Raw genomic sequence first — 18,386 nt, forward strand, 5'->3', positions numbered from 1 at the left:
CACGACATGATTTCAGGTTGGATCGGCAATGGCTGATGCGGAATACGGGCTCGTCATCTTCGACTGCGACGGCGTCCTTGTCGACAGCGAGCCGCTTTCCATCAGCGTGCTGGTAAAGGCGATGCGCGATTCGGGGGTCGAGATCGACGAGGAGGGTGCCTACAAGCGCTTCCTCGGCAAGAGCCTTGCGACATTGATCGACACGCTGGAGACCGAATTCAACGTTTTTGCCAGCCAGGAATTTCTCGACGGCATCCGCAACGATCTTTATGCGCGTTTTCGCACTGAGCTAAAGCCTATTGCGGGCGTAGCCGAGACCCTCGATGCGCTGGATATTCCGCGCTGCGTCGCCTCTTCGAGCCAGTTGGAGCGCATCCGGCTTTCGCTCGGCCTGACCGGGCTTCTCGATCGGCTGGAGCCGCATATCTTCAGCGCGAGCATGGTCAAGCGTGGCAAACCGGCTCCCGACCTGTTCCTGCATGCCGCCCGCGAGATGGGCGTTGCGCCCGCGCGCTGCGTCGTCGTTGAAGACAGTCCTGCCGGAATTACCGCTGCTCGGGCAGCAGGCATGACCGTTTTTGCCTTTACCGGCGGCTCGCACGCGCATTCGGCGCACTATCACGCTGAACTCGACCAGCTTTCGCCCGAAGTGGTGTTTGACGCCATGCCGGATTTGATACACCTTGTCCGAAAACGAAGAACGGACGGGGCTCATACTTGATGCGTGATCACGTGGTTGCGGTCGATGTCGGCACGGGCAGCGCGCGCGCGGCCGTTTTCGACCGAGCCGGGCTGATGCTCGGCAAGGGCGAGCATCCGATCATCATGAATCGCCCCCGGGAAAACCACGCCGAGCACAGTTCCGAAGATATATGGTCGGCGGTGTGCGTTGCCGTCAGGGCGGCGCGGCAGGCGTCCGGGGTTGCGGCATCGGCGGTCGGCGCCATCGGCTTTGACGCCACCTGCTCCCTGGTCGTTCGTGATGTCGACGCCCGGCCGCTCACGGTTTCGACCGGCGGCGAAACGCGCTTCGACACGATCGTCTGGCTTGACCACAGGGCTCTCGAGGAGGCTGATTTCTGCACCGCGACCAAGCATCCGGTTCTGGAATACTCCGGTCACTTCATGTCGCCGGAAATGGAAATGCCGAAGCTGATGTGGCTGAAGAAGAACCTGCCGCAGAGCTGGGCGAAGGCCGGTTATTTCTTCGATCTCGCCGATTTCCTGACGTGGAAGGCAACAGGGTCGATTGCCCGGTCGCGCTGCACGCTGACCGCCAAATGGAACTATCTCGCTCACCACAATCCCGGCTGGCAGTCCGATTTCCTGGAGCGGATCGGTCTTTCCGATCTGCGTGAGCGTGGTCATCTGCCCGAGGAAACTGTGCCTGTCGGTGGGAGCATCGGCACGCTGACGCCACAGGCTGCAGAGGAGCTGGGGCTCGACCGCGAGTGCCGCGTTTCATCAGGCATGATCGACGCCTTTGCCGGTGCACTCGGGGCTCTTGGCGGCTATGCCGGCGATCCAGCAGGTCTCGAGCGGCAGCTGGCTTTGATTGCCGGCACGTCCAGCTGCATCATCGCCTTTTCGCAGGAACGGAAGAAAAGCACCGGGATGTGGGGTCCCTATTATGAGGCCGGCTTCCCGAATGCATGGCTGGTGGAGGCGGGGCAGTCTGCGACCGGGGCGTTGCTCGATCACATCGTGCGGATGCATGCCGCTGGCGGCGAGCCGACGGCGGCACTGCATCTGAGGATCGTTGCTCGAATTGGAGAGTTGCGCGCCGTGGAAGGCGATGCGTTCGGCGAGCGCATCCATGTGCTGCCGGACTTTCACGGAAATCGCTCGCCGCTCGCCGATCCACATGCGGTCGGCGTCATCAGCGGATTGACGCTCGACAGCTCGTTCGACGGGCTTTGCCGGCTCTACTGGCGAACGAGCGTCGCTATCGCGCTCGGCATCCGCCACATTCTCGAGAGGATGCACGAGTTCGGCTATGTTCCCGATACGCTCCACGTGGCAGGTGGGCATGTCAAGAACGCGGTCCTGATGGAGCTTTATTCCGACGTGACCGGCTGCAAGGTCATCGTACCGAAGATGAATGAGGCGGTTCTGCTCGGAACCGCGCTCGCTGCCGCGGTTGCCAGTGGCTTACACAAAGATCTGGCATCGGCGGGGGCTGCGATGTATCCGGGCGGGCACGAACGCCTTCCGGACCTCCGCAAGAAGACCCTGTACGACCGCGACTACCGACGCTTCCTGGCGATGTACAGACACCGTTCCGAGCTCGAGAGGATGGAATAGCGATTGCTTACCGAAGCGGGGCGTCGGCGAACATGCCTTCCAGCTCCGCAATCCGTCGTCCACGCGTTTCCCCGTCCTGACCGGCCGAATGAAAGACGGCGGCGGCAAAGAACTCCAGAAGCGCAGTCATTGCCGAATGGTTCTCGCGATTGCCCACACGTGAGGGTGGCAGGGATAGGGTGATATTGGCGAACTCGTGGGCCCACTCCGTGTATTGGCTCGTGATCAGCAGGACCTTATAACCGGCACGTCGCGCGGAGCGCGCAAGCAGACGCGATTTGGCGAAGCGGTGCGAATCGACGATCACCAGCAGCGAATCGGTCGTCTCGTGACACAAAAGTTCGACATAGCTGCCGCTCGCGCCGCCGGCAAACTGCACGTGATCGCGGGCCAACCCGAGATGGTCGCTGAATTGGTAGCCGAGACAGGCGGTGCCTTGATGTGAGGCGACGAACACTTCATTGGCGGCGAGGACGGCGGCGACTGCGTCGCGCCATTGCGGCTGAGCCGCCAGGTTGTAGATATAGTGCAGCATCTCGACCTGTTCGGACATGAGGCCGGCAAGCGGACGTCCTTCGGCAACATCCTTCCGCAATTGCTCGATTGCGTCCGGAAGCTGCGATGTACCCGGCGGCACGGTTTCCCGCAGATGCACCTTGATACCGTCAAGACCTTGATAGCCCAAGGCACGCAGGAACCGGCCGACCGTCATGGGGCTTAGTTCCAGTCGATCTGCAACCGACGACGCGGTTTCAAACGGAAGCTCGTTCAGATGGTCCGAGAAATACCGTGCGATGCGACGCTCCGCAGGGGTTCCCGATTTCATGTATTGCTTGAGCTTCTGGCCTAGGTCTTCCAAATTTGCCTCGCTGATGTTTCACCTAGTGAGCGACCCGGTACAACTCATAGACAATCGGGGCGGGCGAAGGTGATTCGAAACTGCTTCTCAGGTCTAAGTTGTTATTTTTTATAGCAGCTCAATATATATTAGGGTGTCCTTCTTTACAACAATTCACTTGCGTCTTTTGCGGTGCATCAGGTGCTTGCCGGCTTGCGGACAATACTATCCAGCCTTACATCCTGAGCGACGTCCAAGGAGAAGCCGCGCATGATTATCGAAGCTGCACGTCTGGCGGTTGCCAATCTACTTGCGCCGGAAACGCGCGCAGTCTTCTGGAAAGTACTCGGCATAACGCTTCTGGTTCTCGTCGGCTTGTGGCTGGCGCTACACGGCGCCTTCAATTCATTCGCCCTGCCATGGCTCCAGGCATTTTTCCCGGATATTCCCAGTTGGGTCGGCTGGCTGGCTTATGCCTTTGCCGTAGTGGCAGGGTTCGGACTTGCGATCAGTCTGTCACTGCTGCTTTCGCCGGTGACGGCGCTGATCGCCGGGCTCTTTCTCGATGATGTTGCCGAGGTGGTAGAGCAACGCGACTATTCGGGTGATGCGCCAGGGCGAGCGATGCCCTTTGGTCCGGCGATGGTAAGTTCGCTTAAATTTCTCTTTGTGGTTGTCATCGGAAATATTTTCGCTCTCATTCTACTCTTCGTACCTGTCGTCAACCTTGCCGCCTTCTTCATGGTCAATGGTTATTTGCTCGGCCGCGAATTCTTCGAGTTTGCCGCGATGCGCTTCCGCCCGCCTGATGAGGCGAGGCTATTTCGTGCCAAACACGGATCGACGGTTTTTCTCGGTGGTCTGCTGATTTCAGCGTTTCTGGCTATTCCGATCGTCAACCTTTTGACGCCGTTCTTCGCGGCGGCGATGATGGTGCATCTTCACAAGCTGCTCAGCCGCAAGGATCCGTCATTCTCCGAGAATCTTCGCCGGTAGCTCGACGAGGGGTGCTGGAATATCGCAGGTCTTTTCCGGCGAGCGACAGAGATCCGCGATGACGCAGTGTTCGCATTCCGGTTTCCGCGCCTTGCAGCAGTAGCGCCCGTGCAGGATCAGCCAGTGATGAGCGTGGTAGAGGTAGCGGTCGGGGATAACCTGCATCAGCCGCTGCTCGACTTCGTCTGGTGTCTTGCCCGGCGCGAGCCCAATGCGGTTGGCAATGCGGAAGATGTGGGTGTCAACCGCAAGCGTCGACTGACCGAAGGCCATCGAGAGCACGACATTGGCAGTCTTCCGCCCGACGCCCGGCAGCGTCATCAGTCCCTCGCGCGTCTGGGGCACTTCGCCGTCAAAATCCTGGAGCAGCTTGGCTGATAGCGCGACGACATTCTTCGCCTTGTTCCTGTAAAGGCCGATCGTCTTGATGAAGTCGCGAATGCGCTCTTCGCCGAGATCGAGCATCTTCTGCGGCGTGTCGGCCGCAGCGAAAAGGGCGCGGGTCGCCTTGTTGACACCTACGTCGGTCGCCTGTGCCGAGAGCGCCACGGCGACCACGAGCGTGAAGGGATTGATGTGCTCGAGCTCGCCCTTTGGCTCCGGGCGCTGGAGCGAGAAGCGCCGGAATATCTCATCGATTTCCGCCTTCGAATAAATGCTGCGAAAGGCGGGCTTGCGACCTGTCGCCACATTTGACTTTTTCACGGTTTGGGTGCTGGATTTGCTTCTGGGGTTTGCCATGAACGACCTATACTCAAGTCCTATGACAGAACGCAACGGCGATACACAGAGCGAAAAGCCGGTGTTTGCGGCAGAGCTTTTTCCCCATCGTTCGCTCGGGCGAAAGGGGTTCAAGGTCATGCTGGCATTGGCAGGTGTCGTTTGCCTGTTTTATGGCGGGCTCTTCATGGAAAAGGGTGCCTGGCCGATCGGAATTTTCTTCGGGTTCGATTTCCTGCTGCTCTATGGCGCATTCTGGTTGAACTACCGCTCCGGCCGCGTGCGGGAGGAGGTGACGGTTTCACGGACCGACGTTTCCGTTCGCAAGTTCTCGCCTTCCGGCCGGATGGTCGAGCATCGGTTCAACCCGTTCTGGGCGCGGTTCCAGGTGCTGCGACGCAAGGGGGTCGGCATCTGGTCGATGCGTATCCAGGGCGAGGGGCGGAAGACGGAAATCGGCTCATTCCTCAATCCCGAGGACCGTGAGAGCTTCGCCAAGGCATTCACGGGCGCGCTTGCCACAGTTAAGCGGCGAATTTAGTTGGTTGTGCAAGAAATGGGTGGCAACCTGCGGCCCGAATGATCATCTTCGGGTCAAAGGAGAAAGATCATGAATATGGCACCACAGCTCCAGGCCGACATCACGCCCGAGGGCCCGGACTACGATATCGTCCGGAGCGTCATCGAATTCCTGACCGTGGAATACCGCGAGCAGCCGTCGCTCGAAGCGATCGCCGCTCACCTCAACCAATCGCCGACGCAATTGCAAAAGACCTTCACCCGCTGGGCGGGGCTTTCACCCAAGGCCTTCCTGCAGGCCGTGACGCTCGACCATGCCAAGCGGCTGCTGCGGCAGGAGAACATGCCGCTGCTGGAGACCTCGATCGAGGTCGGACTTTCCGGTCCCAGCCGGCTGCACGATCTTTTCGTGACGCATGAGGCGATGTCGCCGGGCGAATGGAAGGCGAAAGGCGGTGGGCTCGTTATTCGCTACGGTTTCCACCAGTGCCCCTTCGGGACGGCGCTTGTCATGACGACGGATCGGGGCCTTGCCGGGCTTGCTTTCGGCGACGGCGGTGACGACGCGACCTGCCTCGAAGACATGACGTCGCGCTGGCCGAATGCAAAGTTCATCCAGGATAGCGAGGCGACGAGCAGCTACGCCAAGCGGATCTTCGAGCCGGGCAACTGGTCGTCGGACCAGCCGTTGCGCGTCGTCCTGCTGGGCACGGATTTCCAGGTGCGGGTCTGGGAATGCCTGTTGAAGATTCCGATGGGAAGGGCCGTCACCTATTCCGATATTGCGAGGGATATCGGGCAACCGACAGCGAGCAGGGCAGTTGGTGCCGCGGTCGGCAGCAATCCTATTTCCTTCGTCGTTCCCTGCCACCGGGCGATCGGCAAGAATGGTGCGCTGACCGGGTATCATTGGGGCCTGACGCGCAAGCGCGCCATGCTCGGATGGGAGGCCGGCAAAGCCTGAAATTTCAGGCCGCCGCCTGGTTCTCATGAAGAGCGAGGAGCGCCTTGGCGGCGCTTTCGTCGGTAATCAGCGTGTTGCAGCCGATGCGTTTGATGGTGGCGTTGATCGCCACAGCGCGGTGCGCGCCGCCAGAAGACAGGACGATGTGCCTTGCCTTCTTCAGCGTGTCGAGATCGACCGACATGACGCGGCTGTTGATGCTGTGGTCGATCGAATTGCCTTCGGCATCGAGAAAATTGAACATGGTGTCGCAGACGCAGCCCGCCGCGATCAACTCGTCCAGCTCGGCCGTCGAGATGAAGCCCTCTGACAACGACGTCGAATGCGGGCCGATGTCGCCGCAGCTGACGATGGCGAGATCGAGGTTTTCGGCGAGGCGGTAGATCGATTCCAGGCCACATTTCTCGATGAGATTGCGCTTGGTCTCGATCGAGTCGACCAGGAGAGGCGCCAGGAACATATAGCATTCGGCGCCGAGCTGGCTTGCCAGTCTCCAGGTGTAGTCGATTGGATTGGTCTGATGGACGGCGACGATGCCGCCGAGCAGGGAAACGACCTTGCAGTTGTCACGACGTGGCGGCCGGAAGCTTGCGAGAGATGCTGTCATCGTCCGGCCCCAGCCGACGCCGATGGTGTAATCATCGGGAATGGCTTCCGAAAGGAACTGTCCGAGCGCCAGGCCGACGCATTTTGCCTGGGCGTTCGGGTCGGCGCTTGCCGGCGCCGGCACCACGATCGCCTCGTCGAGCCCGAAGGCGCGCTCCAGCTTGATCGCCAGTTCGACGCAATCATCAATGCCTTCGTTAATCCAGATCTGCACTTCGCTGCGGCGCATTGCCTCATCGAGCAGGCGGATCACGGTCGTGCGGCTGATGCCGAGCTGCTCGGCAACATCCTTTTGCGTCAGGCCCTGATTGTAATAGAGCCAGGCGGCCCGAAGACGGAGCGACGCCGTTTCGGAATAGGCGGTGTGCGTTCCCCGTCTGAGCTTGACCACTGGTCCTCCTAGAAATAGCGACCTGATATTGCGATCGCAAATGACAAGAGTCGCGCTCTTGCGCATGATAGAATTCGTAACATCGATCCTGTCGGGTTGATATTCTATGACGTGAAACTTATGTCAATTGAAATGCACAAATGTCCTTGACTTTCAGCCGTGGGATTGGCGATAGTCGAGGCTGGAAATTCGGTCTTGTCCATATGAGGAGGACAATGTGCGGGACTGCGATACGAAGCGCATCTGGTCGGCCGCAGTGTCATTGATGAGCATTGTGTCTTTCGCCTCGAAGCTTGCTGTTGTAGCCTCGCATTTTCGACGTAGTGCAGCTGCCGCCCATGGAACATACCTCTCAGCAATCCCGTTGTTGACGGATTGGATAGGGCAGCGGTCATCCGCCTGAAACATTCGTACCGTCTACGAGAAGGCCCCACGGGATTTTGCGCCGGTCAACAGTCCCAATTCAACAAGGATATTCATCATGACTTCCAAACTTGACCAACTTCGTGAAATGACGACCGTCGTCGCCGACACTGGTGATATCGAAGCGGTGGCTCGGCTGAAGCCGGTGGATTGCACGACCAATCCATCCATCGTCCTTAAGGCACTCGGAACGCCGATGTTTGCCGACACATTCAAGGAAGCCGTCGCCTGGGGCAAGAAGCAGTCCGGCAATCCGGAAGCCGTCGCCTCGCATGTCGCCGACCGCCTGGCGATTTCGGTCGGCGCAGCTTTGTCCAAGCTCGTACCCGGCCGCGTGTCGACCGAGGTGGATGCCGATCTTTCCTTTGACACCCAGGCTTCCATCGCCAAGGCGCACAGCATCGTTGCCGCCTACAAGGAGCGTGGCATCGAGCATGACCGGATCCTGATCAAGCTGGCCTCGACCTGGGAAGGCATCCGTGCCGCCGAAGTGCTGCAGAAGGAAGGCATCGACTGCAATCTGACGCTGCTCTTCAGCAAGGCCCAGGCCGTTGCCTGCGCTGACGCCAAGGTGTTCCTGATCTCGCCGTTCGTTGGGCGTATTCTCGACTGGTACAAGAAGTCGACCGGCAAGGACTACACGCCAGAAGAAGATCCAGGCGTTCTTTCCGTCCGCGAGATCTACAACTACTACAAGGCGAACGACATCAAGACGATCGTCATGGGTGCCTCGTTCCGCAGCGCGCCTGAAGTCGAGGCATTGGCCGGTTGCGACCGCTTGACGATCAGCCCCAATCTCCTGGACGAACTGTCGAAGGACGAAGGCAAGCTGGAGCGCAAGCTTTCGCCTGACAACAAGAAGCCGGCTGCGAAGATTTCGGTCGACGAGAAGACGTTCCGCTGGATGATGAATGAAGATGCGATGGCGACCGAGAAGCTCGCCGAAGGCATCCGTCAGTTCGGCAAGGATCTCGTAACCCTGCGCACCATGGTCACCAAGGAACTGCAGCTCGCTGCGGCATAAATTTCGGCTGGCTGAAATCAAAAAGGTCCGGCTGCAATCCGCAGCCGGGCCTTTTTCGTTGGGGGCAGGTTTCACTCTGCCTGAGCGGCAAGTTCTGCCCGGATGTCTTCAGTCTGGCTGCCGATCTTCGGTGCGGCCTGGTCGTTCTTGTGACGATGGCCGTTGACGCGGATCGGGCTCGCGGTGGTTCGAACGGAAACGCCGTCGCCGCGGTTGACCGTTTGCAGCATATCGAGTTGGCGGAATGCAGCGGTCTGCATCAGCTTTGGCCAGTCGAGGACTTCGGCTGCCCAGATATCCGCTGGCTCAAGGATCCCGAGCCATTGCCGGACGGTCTTTTCCCGGAGCTTTCCGGCAATCATGGTCTTGATCTCGTCACGATGCGAGAAAGCTTCGGCTGGTGTATAGCTGTCCAACGCCGGCAGATCGAGCAGCGGCGCCAGTTTCGCCAGCGGCATCATCGCCAACGCCATCCAGCCATCGGCGCATTGATAGACACCGTAGGGGGCCGAGAGATAGGCGTGGGCGTTGCGCACCGAAGACTTTTTCGGCAGGCGCCCACCGTCGTTGAGATGGGTCGTCAGCACTTCGAACTGGAAGTCGATCATGGCCTCGATGAGGCTTGTTTCCACGTGGACGCCAATTCCGGTGACGCTACGCCGGACGAGGCCGGCAAGCACGCCCTGCACCAGCAGATTTCCGGCGAGCATATCGGCGACCGCGAGGCCGAACGGGACGGGGCCGTCGTCGGCCTCGCCGTTCAACCACATGGCGCCCGAGCGGGCCTGGGCAAGAAGATCCTGACCCGGCAAGGCGCGCCATTCGTCGGCGGTGCCATAGCCCGTGATGCTGCCGTAGACGATGCGGGGATTGATCGCCTTTGCCGCTTCATAGTCGAGGCCGAGCCGCTCTATGACGCCGGGGCGAAAGTTCTGGATGACGACATCGGCCTTGGCGATCAGCGCGCGGATTGCCTCCAGGTCCTGCGGGTCCTTCATGTTTCCGGCAAAACTTTCCTTGCCGCGATTGATCGCGTGGAAAAGCGTGCTATCGCCGCCGATTTCGGTGTCGCTGAGATAAAGCCGGCGGCAGAGATCGCCGCCGTCCGGCCGCTCGACCTTGATGACGCGCGCGCCAAGATCGCCGAGCCGCAGAGCCGCCATCGGGCCGGCCAGAAACTGGCTCATGTCGAGCACGGTGATACCCGACAGCAGGCCCTCTTCAGTCTTGTCGATCATTGCAGCCTGTCCTTAAGTGTTGAGTTCGGGCGCGTCGGTGGGCCGGCCGTTCTTGTAGCGCACCGTCTGGATGTGCTCGCAATAAAGTACGAGTTCGCCTTCGCCCTTGAAGACCTGGTAGGAGGCCCGGATCAGGCCGAGATCCGCATATTTCGGCTGTTTGTCGAGATTGGTGCGGATGGTGTAGATCGTGTCGCCGATGAAGGTCGGCTTGATGAAGCGTAGCTTGTCGTAGCCGTAGGAGAAGGCGTTGATGCAGTTTGTCGCCACCAATCCGAGACCGGCGGAGAAGACGAAGGCGCCGGCCACCAGTCGCTTGCCGAACAGGCCCTCCGTCTCGGCGAAGATCTGGTCGCCGACATAGGGATGCATGTCGAGGACCAGCGCGTTGAACTGCATCGATTCGCCCTCGGAGATGGTGCGGCGAAGCGAGCGAATCTTGTGGCCGATTTCGAAGTCCTCGTAAAACCAGTTTTCGGAGTTCCACACGGGAATGGCAGAATGGTCTTCCGGCATCGTCTTCGGATGAGTGCTCGATACACCGACTGTTGCAGTCATGGTATTGGCCTTTCGATAGGCTGGGTTGAAACGTTCAAACGTTCCAGAAGCGCTTGGCATTGCGCTGATAGAGCCGCGCGCGTTCGTCGTCACCGCAGCCCGACGTCAGCGCATGGGTTGCTGCGACCCAGGTCGCCAGTCCGCCCCCGAGAGTGCACACCGGCCAGTCGCTGCCCCAGATGACGCGGTCCCAGCCGAAGCTCGCGATGGAATGTTCGACGAAAGGTCTCAGGGTCTCGACCGTCCATGTATCCGGATCGGCATAGGCGACCACGCCCGATATCTTGACAACGACGTTGGGCCGGCGGGCGATCTCGGCGATGCCTGACTTCCAGAGGTCGCTGACGCCGTCCTTGACGGCGGGAACGCCGCAGTGGTCGAGTACGAATTGCACGTCCGGGTTTAGGTCGATGAGTGCGATCGCCTTGGCGATCTGATGCGGCAGGACGCAGAGATCGAAGGTCAGGCGTGAACCCGCCAGTCGTCTCAGGTTCTCGCGAAAGAGGGGATCTTCAGACAGGTCGTCCGGCATCACATGCAGCACGCGCCTGAAACCCTTCACGAAAGGATTTGCCAGAACGCGTTCAAGATAGTCTGCGAAACCATCCTCCTCCGGGCGGCATGAGGCAATCGCGCCGCGGATCAGACTGCCGGGTCGACGGCTCAGCGTCTGAATATAGGCCGTTTCAGCCTCGATATCCTGTGGGGCGACGTCGACTTCCATGTGCAGCACATCGGTGATGCCGCAGCGGTGCGCTTCGCGTGCATAGTCGGGGTAGAGGCTGTCGCGGTTCAATGCGCCGGCGCCTTCCAGCCAGGGATAATTCAGTCGCTCCCGGTCGACGACATGAAGGTGACTATCGAAAAGCATGGTGATCCTCCCCTGCACGCTTCCCAATATATACTCACAGAAGAATAATTTATTCAAATAGAAATTATAGATCCGCCTCGTCCACAGTGCCGGCGACCGTCTCCGACACTTTCGCGGCGGCCTCGCGGACCAAATCTATCACTTTTTCGTAGCTTGGCGCTTTTCCGTTCACTGGCTGGATGTAGGGGCAGGTGAGGGCTGCCAACGCGTTGCCGTCGAGGGCGAGAACCGGCGCGGAAATGTTGCGCACTCCCGTCGTCTGAAGACTGTCCATCGTCTCGAAGCCGCGCTCCTTGATCGACCGCAATTTATCGCCGAGGTCTTCGGGCATCGGGATATCGTCCTCACGCCTCTGCTGTTCCGAAATCATCATGCGCCGTTGTTTCTCGTCGCGGAAGGCGAGGAGGATGTGGCCGGAGCCGGTGTTGAAAAGATTGATCTGCGCCCCGACGCGGATCGAGATTCCCCAATAAGTGGGCGAATCCTGCTGGGCGATGACGACGACCGAGCCGCGATCGAATACGGCCAGATGACAGGCCTGTTCGGCGCGATTGGAAAATTCGCGCATCAGCGGCGTTGCAAAGGAGACGAGGCGGCGCACGGGCGCATGGAAGTGGGCAAGTCCGAACAGCTTCAGCGTCAGGAAGAACCGATCGCCTTCCTGGCGCTGCACGTAGCCGCGCCTGACCAGCCGATCCAGCATCCGATAGAACTCGTTGGGGCTTTTGCCGAGCTGCTTGGCGATCTCCGCCTGCGTCAGCCCGCCGTCGACCTTCGAGAGCAGCTCAAGGATATCGAGCCCCTTGTCCAGCGCCGGCGCCCGGTAGCGATCGATATCTTCTTCGGATGTCATGGTCGACCTTTCATGCATTTGCAGTGCGATATGTTCATATATGAATGAATATCATTTGCAATGGGCTGTTGATCTCCGCTTGACCACTTAAAAATATGATGTTTACATATAAATCAATGATCCATATTTGGATCGTGGAGGAGGCTCGGACTACGGTCCGGCGCAATGGGAGGAGTTCCGATGACCAGAATGAGAGCCGGCATCGCTGCCGGGATATTGGCATTGCTTACGAGTTCCGCAGTCTTCGCTGCGGATTTGCCGGGCAAGTTTCCCGGTGTTTCGATCGACGCCAAGCTGATCGGCGGTCAGCAGTACGAGCCGCTTTATGCGCGCATCGCCGAGTGGGAGAAGGAGACCGGTGCCAAGGTCAACATTCTTTCCAAGAAGAACCATTTCGAGCTCGATAAGGAAATCAAGTCGGACATGGCGTCGGGCGACATCAGCTGGTGCGTCGGCTCGAACCATTCGTCCTTCGCGCCGCAATACCCCGATCTCTATACGGATCTGAGCAAACTTCTGCCGAAGGAGGAGATCGCCGAATTCGTCGATTCGACGATCCAGGCCTCGACGATCAACAACCGGCTGATCATGCTGCCGCGCGCCCAGTTCGACGTCTCGGCGCTCTACTATCAGAAGAGCCTCTACACCGACGATGCCAAGAAGACGGCGTTCAAGACCAAATACGGCTACGATCTGGCCCCGCCGAAGACCTGGAAGGAAGTCACTGACCAGTCGATCTTCTTTGCCAATCCGCCGAACTTCTTCGGCACGCAGTTCCCTGGCAAGGAAGAGGCGATCAATGGTCGTTTCTTTGAAATGCTGGTCGCCGAAGGCGGCGAATATCTCGACAAGGACGGCAAGCCGGCGTTCAACTCCGAAGCAGGCGTGCGTGCGCTCGACTGGTTCGTGAACATGTACAAGGCGAAGGCTGTTCCGGTCGGCACGACCAACTATCTCTGGGATGACCTCGGCGCAGGCTTTGCTTCCGGCACCGTGGCGCTCGATCTCGATTGGCCGGGCTGGGCGACCTACTTCAACGACCCGAAGTCCTCGAAGGTTGCCGGCAATGTCGGCGTCGTCGTGCAGCCCGTCGGTTCGTCGGGCAAGCATACCGGCTGGTCCGGCCATCACGGCTTCTCGGTCACAGAGTCCTGCGCCCACAAGGACGCTGCTGCTTCGCTCGTCTGGTTCCTGACCAACAACGACTCGCAGAAGCTCGAAGCGGCCAACGGCACGCTGCCGACCCGCAAGGCCGTATGGGAATGGGATATCCAGCAGGCTGCGTCCGACCCCTACAAGAAGGAAGTGCTGAGCACTTTCCAGGAATCGATGAAGTATGCCTTCCCGGTTCCGCGCACCCCGCAATGGATCGAGATTTCCAACGTGGTCTATCCTGAACTCCAGGCCGCCATCCTCGGCGACAAGACCTCCAAGGAAGCGCTCGATACCGCTGCCCAGAAGGCTACCGACGTTCTGAAGGATGCCGGCTCGCTCTAAGCTCATGATCGGGGTCCCGCACTCGAAAGGGTGCGGGGGCCCGAACGCCATTTGAAAACGGTCCTTGACCGGTACCCTTGGGGCCTGTCTGACCGGCTATCGCACGGCACGGTCCCGGCCCCCGGCCCATGAAACAGCATTCCAAGCAGCCCCGGAATGCCGACAGGTACAAACTATGTTCAAAAAGATTTCTCCACCGGTTCTGCTGCTTCTGCCGGCGATCGTCGTCCTTGCGGGGGTGGTGCTTTTTCCGCTGCTGCTGTCATTCTATTCGAGTTTCACGCCCTTTCGCCTGACCCGGCCGGATACGCTTTTCGTCTTCGTCGGCCTGCGCAACTATATCCGTATCCTCAGCGATCCGATTTTTCTGGCGGCGTTCGTGCGCACCGTGGTGCTTCTGACAATTGCCCTCAATCTGGAAATGCTGCTCGGCCTCGGCCTGGCGCTGCTGGTCAACAAGGCGACCCACGGCAAGCGCATCCTGCGGACGATGATGATGTTTCCGATGATGTTCTCGCCGGTGCTCGTCGGTTTCCAATTCAAGTTCATGTTCAACGACAATGTCGGCGTCATCAACAACGCGCTTCAGTCGCTTGGGATCACGTCGAACGCCATTCCCTGGTTGATCGATGGTAACCTGGCGCTGTTTTCGATCGTGGTCGCCGAGGTCTGGTCCTCGACCTCCGTGTTTGCGATTCTCATTCTGGCCGGCCTCTTCGCCATGCCGCAGGAACCCGTCGAGGCCGCGAAGGTCGATGGATGTACGCCCTGGCAGACCTTTCGCTATGTCACCTGGCCGTTCCTGATGCCCTTTGCCTTCATCGCCATGACGATCCGCTCGCTCGACGTCGCTCGCGCCTATGACATCGTCAAGATCATGACCGACGGCGGCCCGGCGCGGCGCACCGAGCTGATCTGGACGCTCGTCGGCCGTACTGCCTACGCCGATGCGCAGATGGGTCTCGCCAATGCCATGGCCTATGTCTCGATCTTTCTCTCGATCGCCTTCACCGTCTATTTCTTCCGCAAGCTGGCGCTTGCCCGCACCCAGATCGGAGCGGAGTGGTAATCATGGATCGCAACGCTGAACAACGTATTCGCCGTCGCCTCTGGAACGTCGCCTATCTCATCGGCCTGTTTCTGGCGATGCTCATCATCTGCCTGCCGGGGATCTGGATCGTCCTCAGTTCGCTGCGCCCGACGGTCGAGATCATGGCAAAGCCGCCGGTCTGGATTCCGCGCGAACTCTCCTTCGATGCCTACCGCGCCATGTTTGGCGGCCTCGGGCAGGGCGGTATCCCGGTCTGGGAGTATTTCCGCAACTCGTTGATCGTCTCGATCACCTCGACGGCGATTGCCCTGATCATCGGCATGTCCGGTGGCTACGCCTTTGCGCGCTTCCGGTTTCGCGCCAAGTCGGGTGTGTTCCTCGGCCTCATGCTGACGCGGTCGGTTCCGGGCGTTGCTTTGTCGCTGCCGCTTTTCATGGTCTATTCCCGGCTCGGGATCATCGATACGCATTTCGGTCTGATCGTCACCTATGTCGCGCTGAACGTGCCCTTTACCATCTGGCTGATCGACGGCTTCTTCCGACAGGTGCCGAAGGATCTCGCCGAGGCGGCGCAGATCGACGGGTGCACGCGCTGGCAGGCCTTCTGGCAGGTCGAGTTTCCGCTTGCAGGTCCCGGCATCGCATCTGCCGGCATCTTCGCCTTCCTCACCTGTTGGAACGAATACGCGCTCGCCTCGCAATTGACCCGCTCGGTCAGCTCGAAGACGTTGCCGGTCGGGCTGCTCGACTATACGTCGGAATTCACCATCGATTGGCGCGGCATGTGCGCGCTTGCGGTTGTGATGATCATTCCGGCGCTCGCTCTAACTTTCATCATTCAGAAGCATCTCGTGTCCGGTCTGACATTCGGCGCGGTCAAAGGTTGAACTCGATGGCTCAGGTCTCACTCAAGAAACTCGTCAAGCGCTATGGTGCGCTTGAAATCGTCCACGGGATCGAACTCGACATCAAGGACAAGGAATTCATCGCGCTGGTCGGTCCGTCCGGCTGCGGCAAGTCGACGACGCTACGCATGATCGCCGGCCTCGAAGACATCTCCGGCGGCACGATCGAGATCGGCGGCATTGTCGTCAACGACCTGCCTCCGCGTGATCGCAACATCTCGATGGTGTTCCAATCCTACGCGCTCTATCCGCATATGACGGTTCGCGAGAACATGGGCTTCTCGCTCAAGATCGCCAAGGTCGCGCAACCCGAGATCGACCAACGCGTCAACGAGGCAGCGGCAATTCTCGGGCTCGACACACTGATGGACCGGCGTCCGGCCCAGCTTTCCGGCGGCCAGCGCCAGCGCGTCGCCATGGGCCGCGCCATCGTCCGCAAGCCGGAGGTGTTCCTGTTCGACGAGCCGCTGTCGAACCTCGACGCCAAGCTGCGTACGCAGATGCGCACCGAAATCAAGAAGCTGCATGCCAAGGTGCAATCGACTGTCGTCTATGTCACCCACGACCAAGTCGAGGCGATGACGCTTGCCGACAGGATCGTCATCATGCGCGACGGTTATATCGAGCAGGTCGGGACGCCTGACGAAGTGTTCAAACGTCCGGCAACGCGCTTCGTTGCCGGTTTCATCGGCTCGCCGCCGATGAATATGGAAGAAGCGACGGTGACCGCAGGCTCGGTCGTCTTCAGAAACGGTGATAAGATTCCGGTTCCCGAGCAGTTCAAGGATCGGGTCAAGGACGGCGACAAGGTGGTCTTCGGCCTGCGCCCCGACGACATTTTTCCGACGGGACACGGACTTTCGTCGGGTTCGGACAGTGCCGTCCATGAGGTGACCCTGCCGGTCTCGATCACCGAGCCGCTTGGCAACGAGACGCTGGTCTTCGTGGAATTCGCCGGTCGCGAATGGGTGTCGCGCATGCTCAACCCGCACGCGCTGAAGAGCGGAGAAATGCTGAAGATGAGCTTCGACCTGTCGCAGGCGCATCTCTTTTCCGGTGAGACGGGCAGGACACTTGCGGCGACGTCGGCAATCTGAGGAGGGAGCGAACATGGCTCGCATCGAAAGAATTGAACTTCGGATGGTCGACCTGCCGCCGAAGGTGAAGCGGACGGATGCCATTCAGAGCTTCGTCAGCCAGGAAACGCCGATCGTCACCATCACCGATTCCGATGGCGCGGTCGGCACCGGCTATAGCTATACCATCGGCACCGGCGGCTCCTCGGTCATGCGGCTGCTGTCCGACCATCTCGTGCCGCTGTTGATCGGGCAGGATGCCGATTGCATCGAGGCCATCTGGCACAAAATGGAGTTTGCCACCCACGCGACGACGATCGGCGCGATTACCGCACTGGCGCTTGCCGCGGTCGATACGGCGCTGTGGGACCTTCGCGCGAAGAAGCAGAAGCTGCCGCTCTGGAAGCTTGCAGGGGGCGCCAAGGACAGCTGCCCGCTCTATACGACCGAAGGCGGCTGGCTGCATATCGAGAAGGAAGCTTTGGTCGAGGATGCTCTGCAGGCGAAAGCCAAGGGCTTTTCCGGCTCGAAGGTGAAGATCGGCAAGCCGCATGGCTCGGAAGACTATGCCCGTCTGTCGGCCGTTCGCGCCGCACTTGGCGACGGCTTCGAGATCATGACCGACTGCAACCAGGGTTTCACCGTCGACGAGGCGATCCGCCGGGCTTCCCGGTTGAAGGAACTCGACCTCGCCTGGATCGAGGAACCGCTGCCCGCCGACGATCTCGACGGTCACATCCGCCTGACGCGCTCGACGCCGACACCGATCGCGGTTGGGGAATCGATGTATTCTATCCGGCATTTCCGCGAATATATGCAGAAGGGCGCCTGCTCGATCGTGCAGGTCGACGTCGCCCGCATCGGCGGCATCACGCCTTGGCTGAAGGTCGCGCATGCGGCGGAAGCATTCGATATTCCAGTCTGCCCGCATTTCCTGATGGAGCTGCATGTCAGCCTTGTCTGCGCCGTTCCGAATGGCAAATATGTCGAATATATCCCGCAGCTCGACGACCTGACGACCAAGGGAATGGAAATCCGAGACGGGCGAGCCTTGGCTCCGTCGGAACCGGGGATCGGCATCGCCTGGGACTGGGAAGCGGTGAAGGCGCGGTCCGTTGCCGAGTTCACGACTGAGTTCCACGGTTAAGGAGAGTTGCCATGCAACGAATGGGAATGGTGATCGGTCTCGAGCCCTCGAAGGTTACCGAGTACAAGGAGTTGCATGCGGCCGTATGGCCGGAAATCCTTGAGCTGATCTCGTCGTGCAACATCACCAATTATTCGATTTTTCTCAAGGAGCCGGAGAACCTTCTGTTCGGGTATTGGGAATATGTGGGCACCGACTTCGATGCCGACATGGCGAAGATGGCGGCAAGCCCGAAAAACCAGGAATGGTGGTCGGTCTGCATTCCCTGCCAGAAACCGTTCGAGACCCGGAAAGAGGGCGAGTGGTGGGCGATGATGGGGGAGGTCTTTCATCTTGACTAGGTGGCCGGGGTTCTACCTCCCCCTTGATGGGGGAGGTCGCGCGGAACGCGCGGGTGGGGGTGAT

19 protein-coding genes are annotated in these 18,386 nt (G+C 59.8%); 12 read left to right on the forward strand and 7 right to left on the reverse strand.

What is annotated here, in order from left to right:
* Positions 1–28: 28 nt before the first annotated feature.
* The gene (locus CPY51_RS28745) at positions 29–721 is read left to right on the forward strand and encodes an HAD family hydrolase (protein ID WP_111163628.1); all 693 of its coding nucleotides are present in this window, start codon (positions 29–31) and stop codon (positions 719–721) included.
* Positions 721–2,304: an FGGY-family carbohydrate kinase gene (locus CPY51_RS28750; protein ID WP_111163630.1), complete on the forward strand. Its 1,584-nt coding sequence runs from the start codon at positions 721–723 to the stop codon at positions 2,302–2,304. The genes CPY51_RS28745 and CPY51_RS28750 overlap by 1 nt, the downstream gene beginning before the upstream one ends.
* A 7-nt stretch (positions 2,305–2,311) precedes the next feature.
* Here CPY51_RS28750 and CPY51_RS28755 read toward each other — a convergent pair whose 3' ends face one another.
* Positions 2,312–3,163: a MurR/RpiR family transcriptional regulator gene (locus tag CPY51_RS28755; protein ID WP_111163632.1), complete on the reverse strand. Its 852-nt coding sequence runs from the start codon at positions 3,161–3,163 to the stop codon at positions 2,312–2,314.
* Positions 3,164–3,412: 249 nt separating this feature from the next.
* Between CPY51_RS28755 and CPY51_RS28760 the strand changes: the two genes are divergently transcribed.
* Entirely contained in the window at positions 3,413–4,138 is a 726-nt protein-coding gene (locus tag CPY51_RS28760; protein WP_111163634.1) for a sulfate transporter family protein, read from the forward strand.
* Here the strand turns inward: CPY51_RS28760 and nth are convergent.
* Positions 4,112–4,903, reverse strand: coding sequence for an endonuclease III (gene nth / locus CPY51_RS28765; protein ID WP_111163800.1), 792 nt, complete (start codon positions 4,901–4,903; stop codon positions 4,112–4,114). The two genes, CPY51_RS28760 and nth, sit on opposite strands and share 27 nt — an antisense overlap.
* On the opposite strand from nth, the gene CPY51_RS28770 reads away from it, so the two are divergent.
* On the forward strand, positions 4,902–5,399 hold the full coding sequence (locus CPY51_RS28770; RefSeq protein WP_111163636.1) for a DUF2244 domain-containing protein: 498 nt from the start codon (positions 4,902–4,904) through the stop codon (positions 5,397–5,399). The genes nth and CPY51_RS28770 overlap by 2 nt on opposite strands.
* Positions 5,400–5,468: 69 nt before the next feature.
* Entirely contained in the window at positions 5,469–6,341 is an 873-nt protein-coding gene (locus CPY51_RS28775; RefSeq protein ID WP_111163638.1) for a methylated-DNA--[protein]-cysteine S-methyltransferase, read from the forward strand.
* 4 nt (positions 6,342–6,345) lie between these two features.
* Here CPY51_RS28775 and CPY51_RS28780 read toward each other — a convergent pair whose 3' ends face one another.
* Positions 6,346–7,338, reverse strand: coding sequence for a sugar-binding transcriptional regulator (locus CPY51_RS28780; protein WP_111163640.1), 993 nt, complete (start codon positions 7,336–7,338; stop codon positions 6,346–6,348).
* Positions 7,339–7,819: 481 nt separating this feature from the next.
* On the opposite strand from CPY51_RS28780, the gene tal reads away from it, so the two are divergent.
* A complete protein-coding gene (gene tal, locus CPY51_RS28785) occupies positions 7,820–8,785 on the forward strand; it encodes a transaldolase (RefSeq protein ID WP_111163642.1) in 966 nt (321 codons plus the stop codon).
* Between the two features lie 71 nt (positions 8,786–8,856).
* Here tal and CPY51_RS28790 read toward each other — a convergent pair whose 3' ends face one another.
* The 4 genes from CPY51_RS28790 to CPY51_RS28805 form a co-directional block, all read right to left on the reverse strand.
* Entirely contained in the window at positions 8,857–10,023 is a 1,167-nt protein-coding gene (locus tag CPY51_RS28790) for a CaiB/BaiF CoA transferase family protein (RefSeq protein ID WP_111163644.1), read from the reverse strand.
* Between the two features lie 12 nt (positions 10,024–10,035).
* Entirely contained in the window at positions 10,036–10,581 is a 546-nt protein-coding gene (locus tag CPY51_RS28795) for a MaoC family dehydratase (RefSeq protein WP_111163646.1), read from the reverse strand.
* Positions 10,582–10,615: 34 nt separating this feature from the next.
* Positions 10,616–11,452, reverse strand: a complete 837-nt coding sequence (locus tag CPY51_RS28800; protein WP_111163648.1) for an amidohydrolase family protein — start codon at positions 11,450–11,452, stop codon at positions 10,616–10,618.
* 64 nt (positions 11,453–11,516) lie between these two features.
* Complete coding sequence (locus CPY51_RS28805) at positions 11,517–12,305, reverse strand: IclR family transcriptional regulator (RefSeq protein ID WP_111163650.1); 789 nt, start codon at positions 12,303–12,305, stop codon at positions 11,517–11,519.
* A 189-nt stretch (positions 12,306–12,494) separates the two neighbouring features.
* Here CPY51_RS28805 and CPY51_RS28810 point away from each other — a divergent pair, with 189 nt between their 5' ends.
* The 6 genes from CPY51_RS28810 (at position 12,495) to CPY51_RS28835 (ending at position 18,322) form a co-directional block, all read left to right on the forward strand.
* The gene (locus CPY51_RS28810; protein WP_244598817.1) at positions 12,495–13,802 is read left to right on the forward strand and encodes an extracellular solute-binding protein; all 1,308 of its coding nucleotides are present in this window, start codon (positions 12,495–12,497) and stop codon (positions 13,800–13,802) included.
* Between the two features lie 175 nt (positions 13,803–13,977).
* Positions 13,978–14,871 (forward strand): carbohydrate ABC transporter permease, encoded by an 894-nt coding sequence (locus tag CPY51_RS28815; RefSeq protein ID WP_111163654.1) that lies wholly within the window; start codon positions 13,978–13,980, stop codon positions 14,869–14,871.
* A 2-nt stretch (positions 14,872–14,873) separates the two neighbouring features.
* On the forward strand, positions 14,874–15,740 hold the full coding sequence (locus tag CPY51_RS28820; protein WP_111163656.1) for a carbohydrate ABC transporter permease: 867 nt from the start codon (positions 14,874–14,876) through the stop codon (positions 15,738–15,740).
* A gap of 5 nt (positions 15,741–15,745) precedes the next feature.
* The gene (locus CPY51_RS28825) at positions 15,746–16,855 is read left to right on the forward strand and encodes an ABC transporter ATP-binding protein (protein WP_111163658.1); all 1,110 of its coding nucleotides are present in this window, start codon (positions 15,746–15,748) and stop codon (positions 16,853–16,855) included.
* A 13-nt stretch (positions 16,856–16,868) separates the two neighbouring features.
* Positions 16,869–17,981 (forward strand): mandelate racemase/muconate lactonizing enzyme family protein, encoded by a 1,113-nt coding sequence (locus CPY51_RS28830; protein ID WP_111163660.1) that lies wholly within the window; start codon positions 16,869–16,871, stop codon positions 17,979–17,981.
* Between the two features lie 11 nt (positions 17,982–17,992).
* The gene (locus CPY51_RS28835) at positions 17,993–18,322 is read left to right on the forward strand and encodes an L-rhamnose mutarotase (RefSeq protein WP_111163661.1); all 330 of its coding nucleotides are present in this window, start codon (positions 17,993–17,995) and stop codon (positions 18,320–18,322) included.
* The last annotated feature ends 64 nt before the right edge of the window (positions 18,323–18,386 follow it).

Source organism: Arminella tubonensis (genome assembly GCF_003240585.1).
GTDB classification, from domain to species: domain Bacteria; phylum Pseudomonadota; class Alphaproteobacteria; order Rhizobiales; family Rhizobiaceae; genus Rhizobium; species Rhizobium tubonense.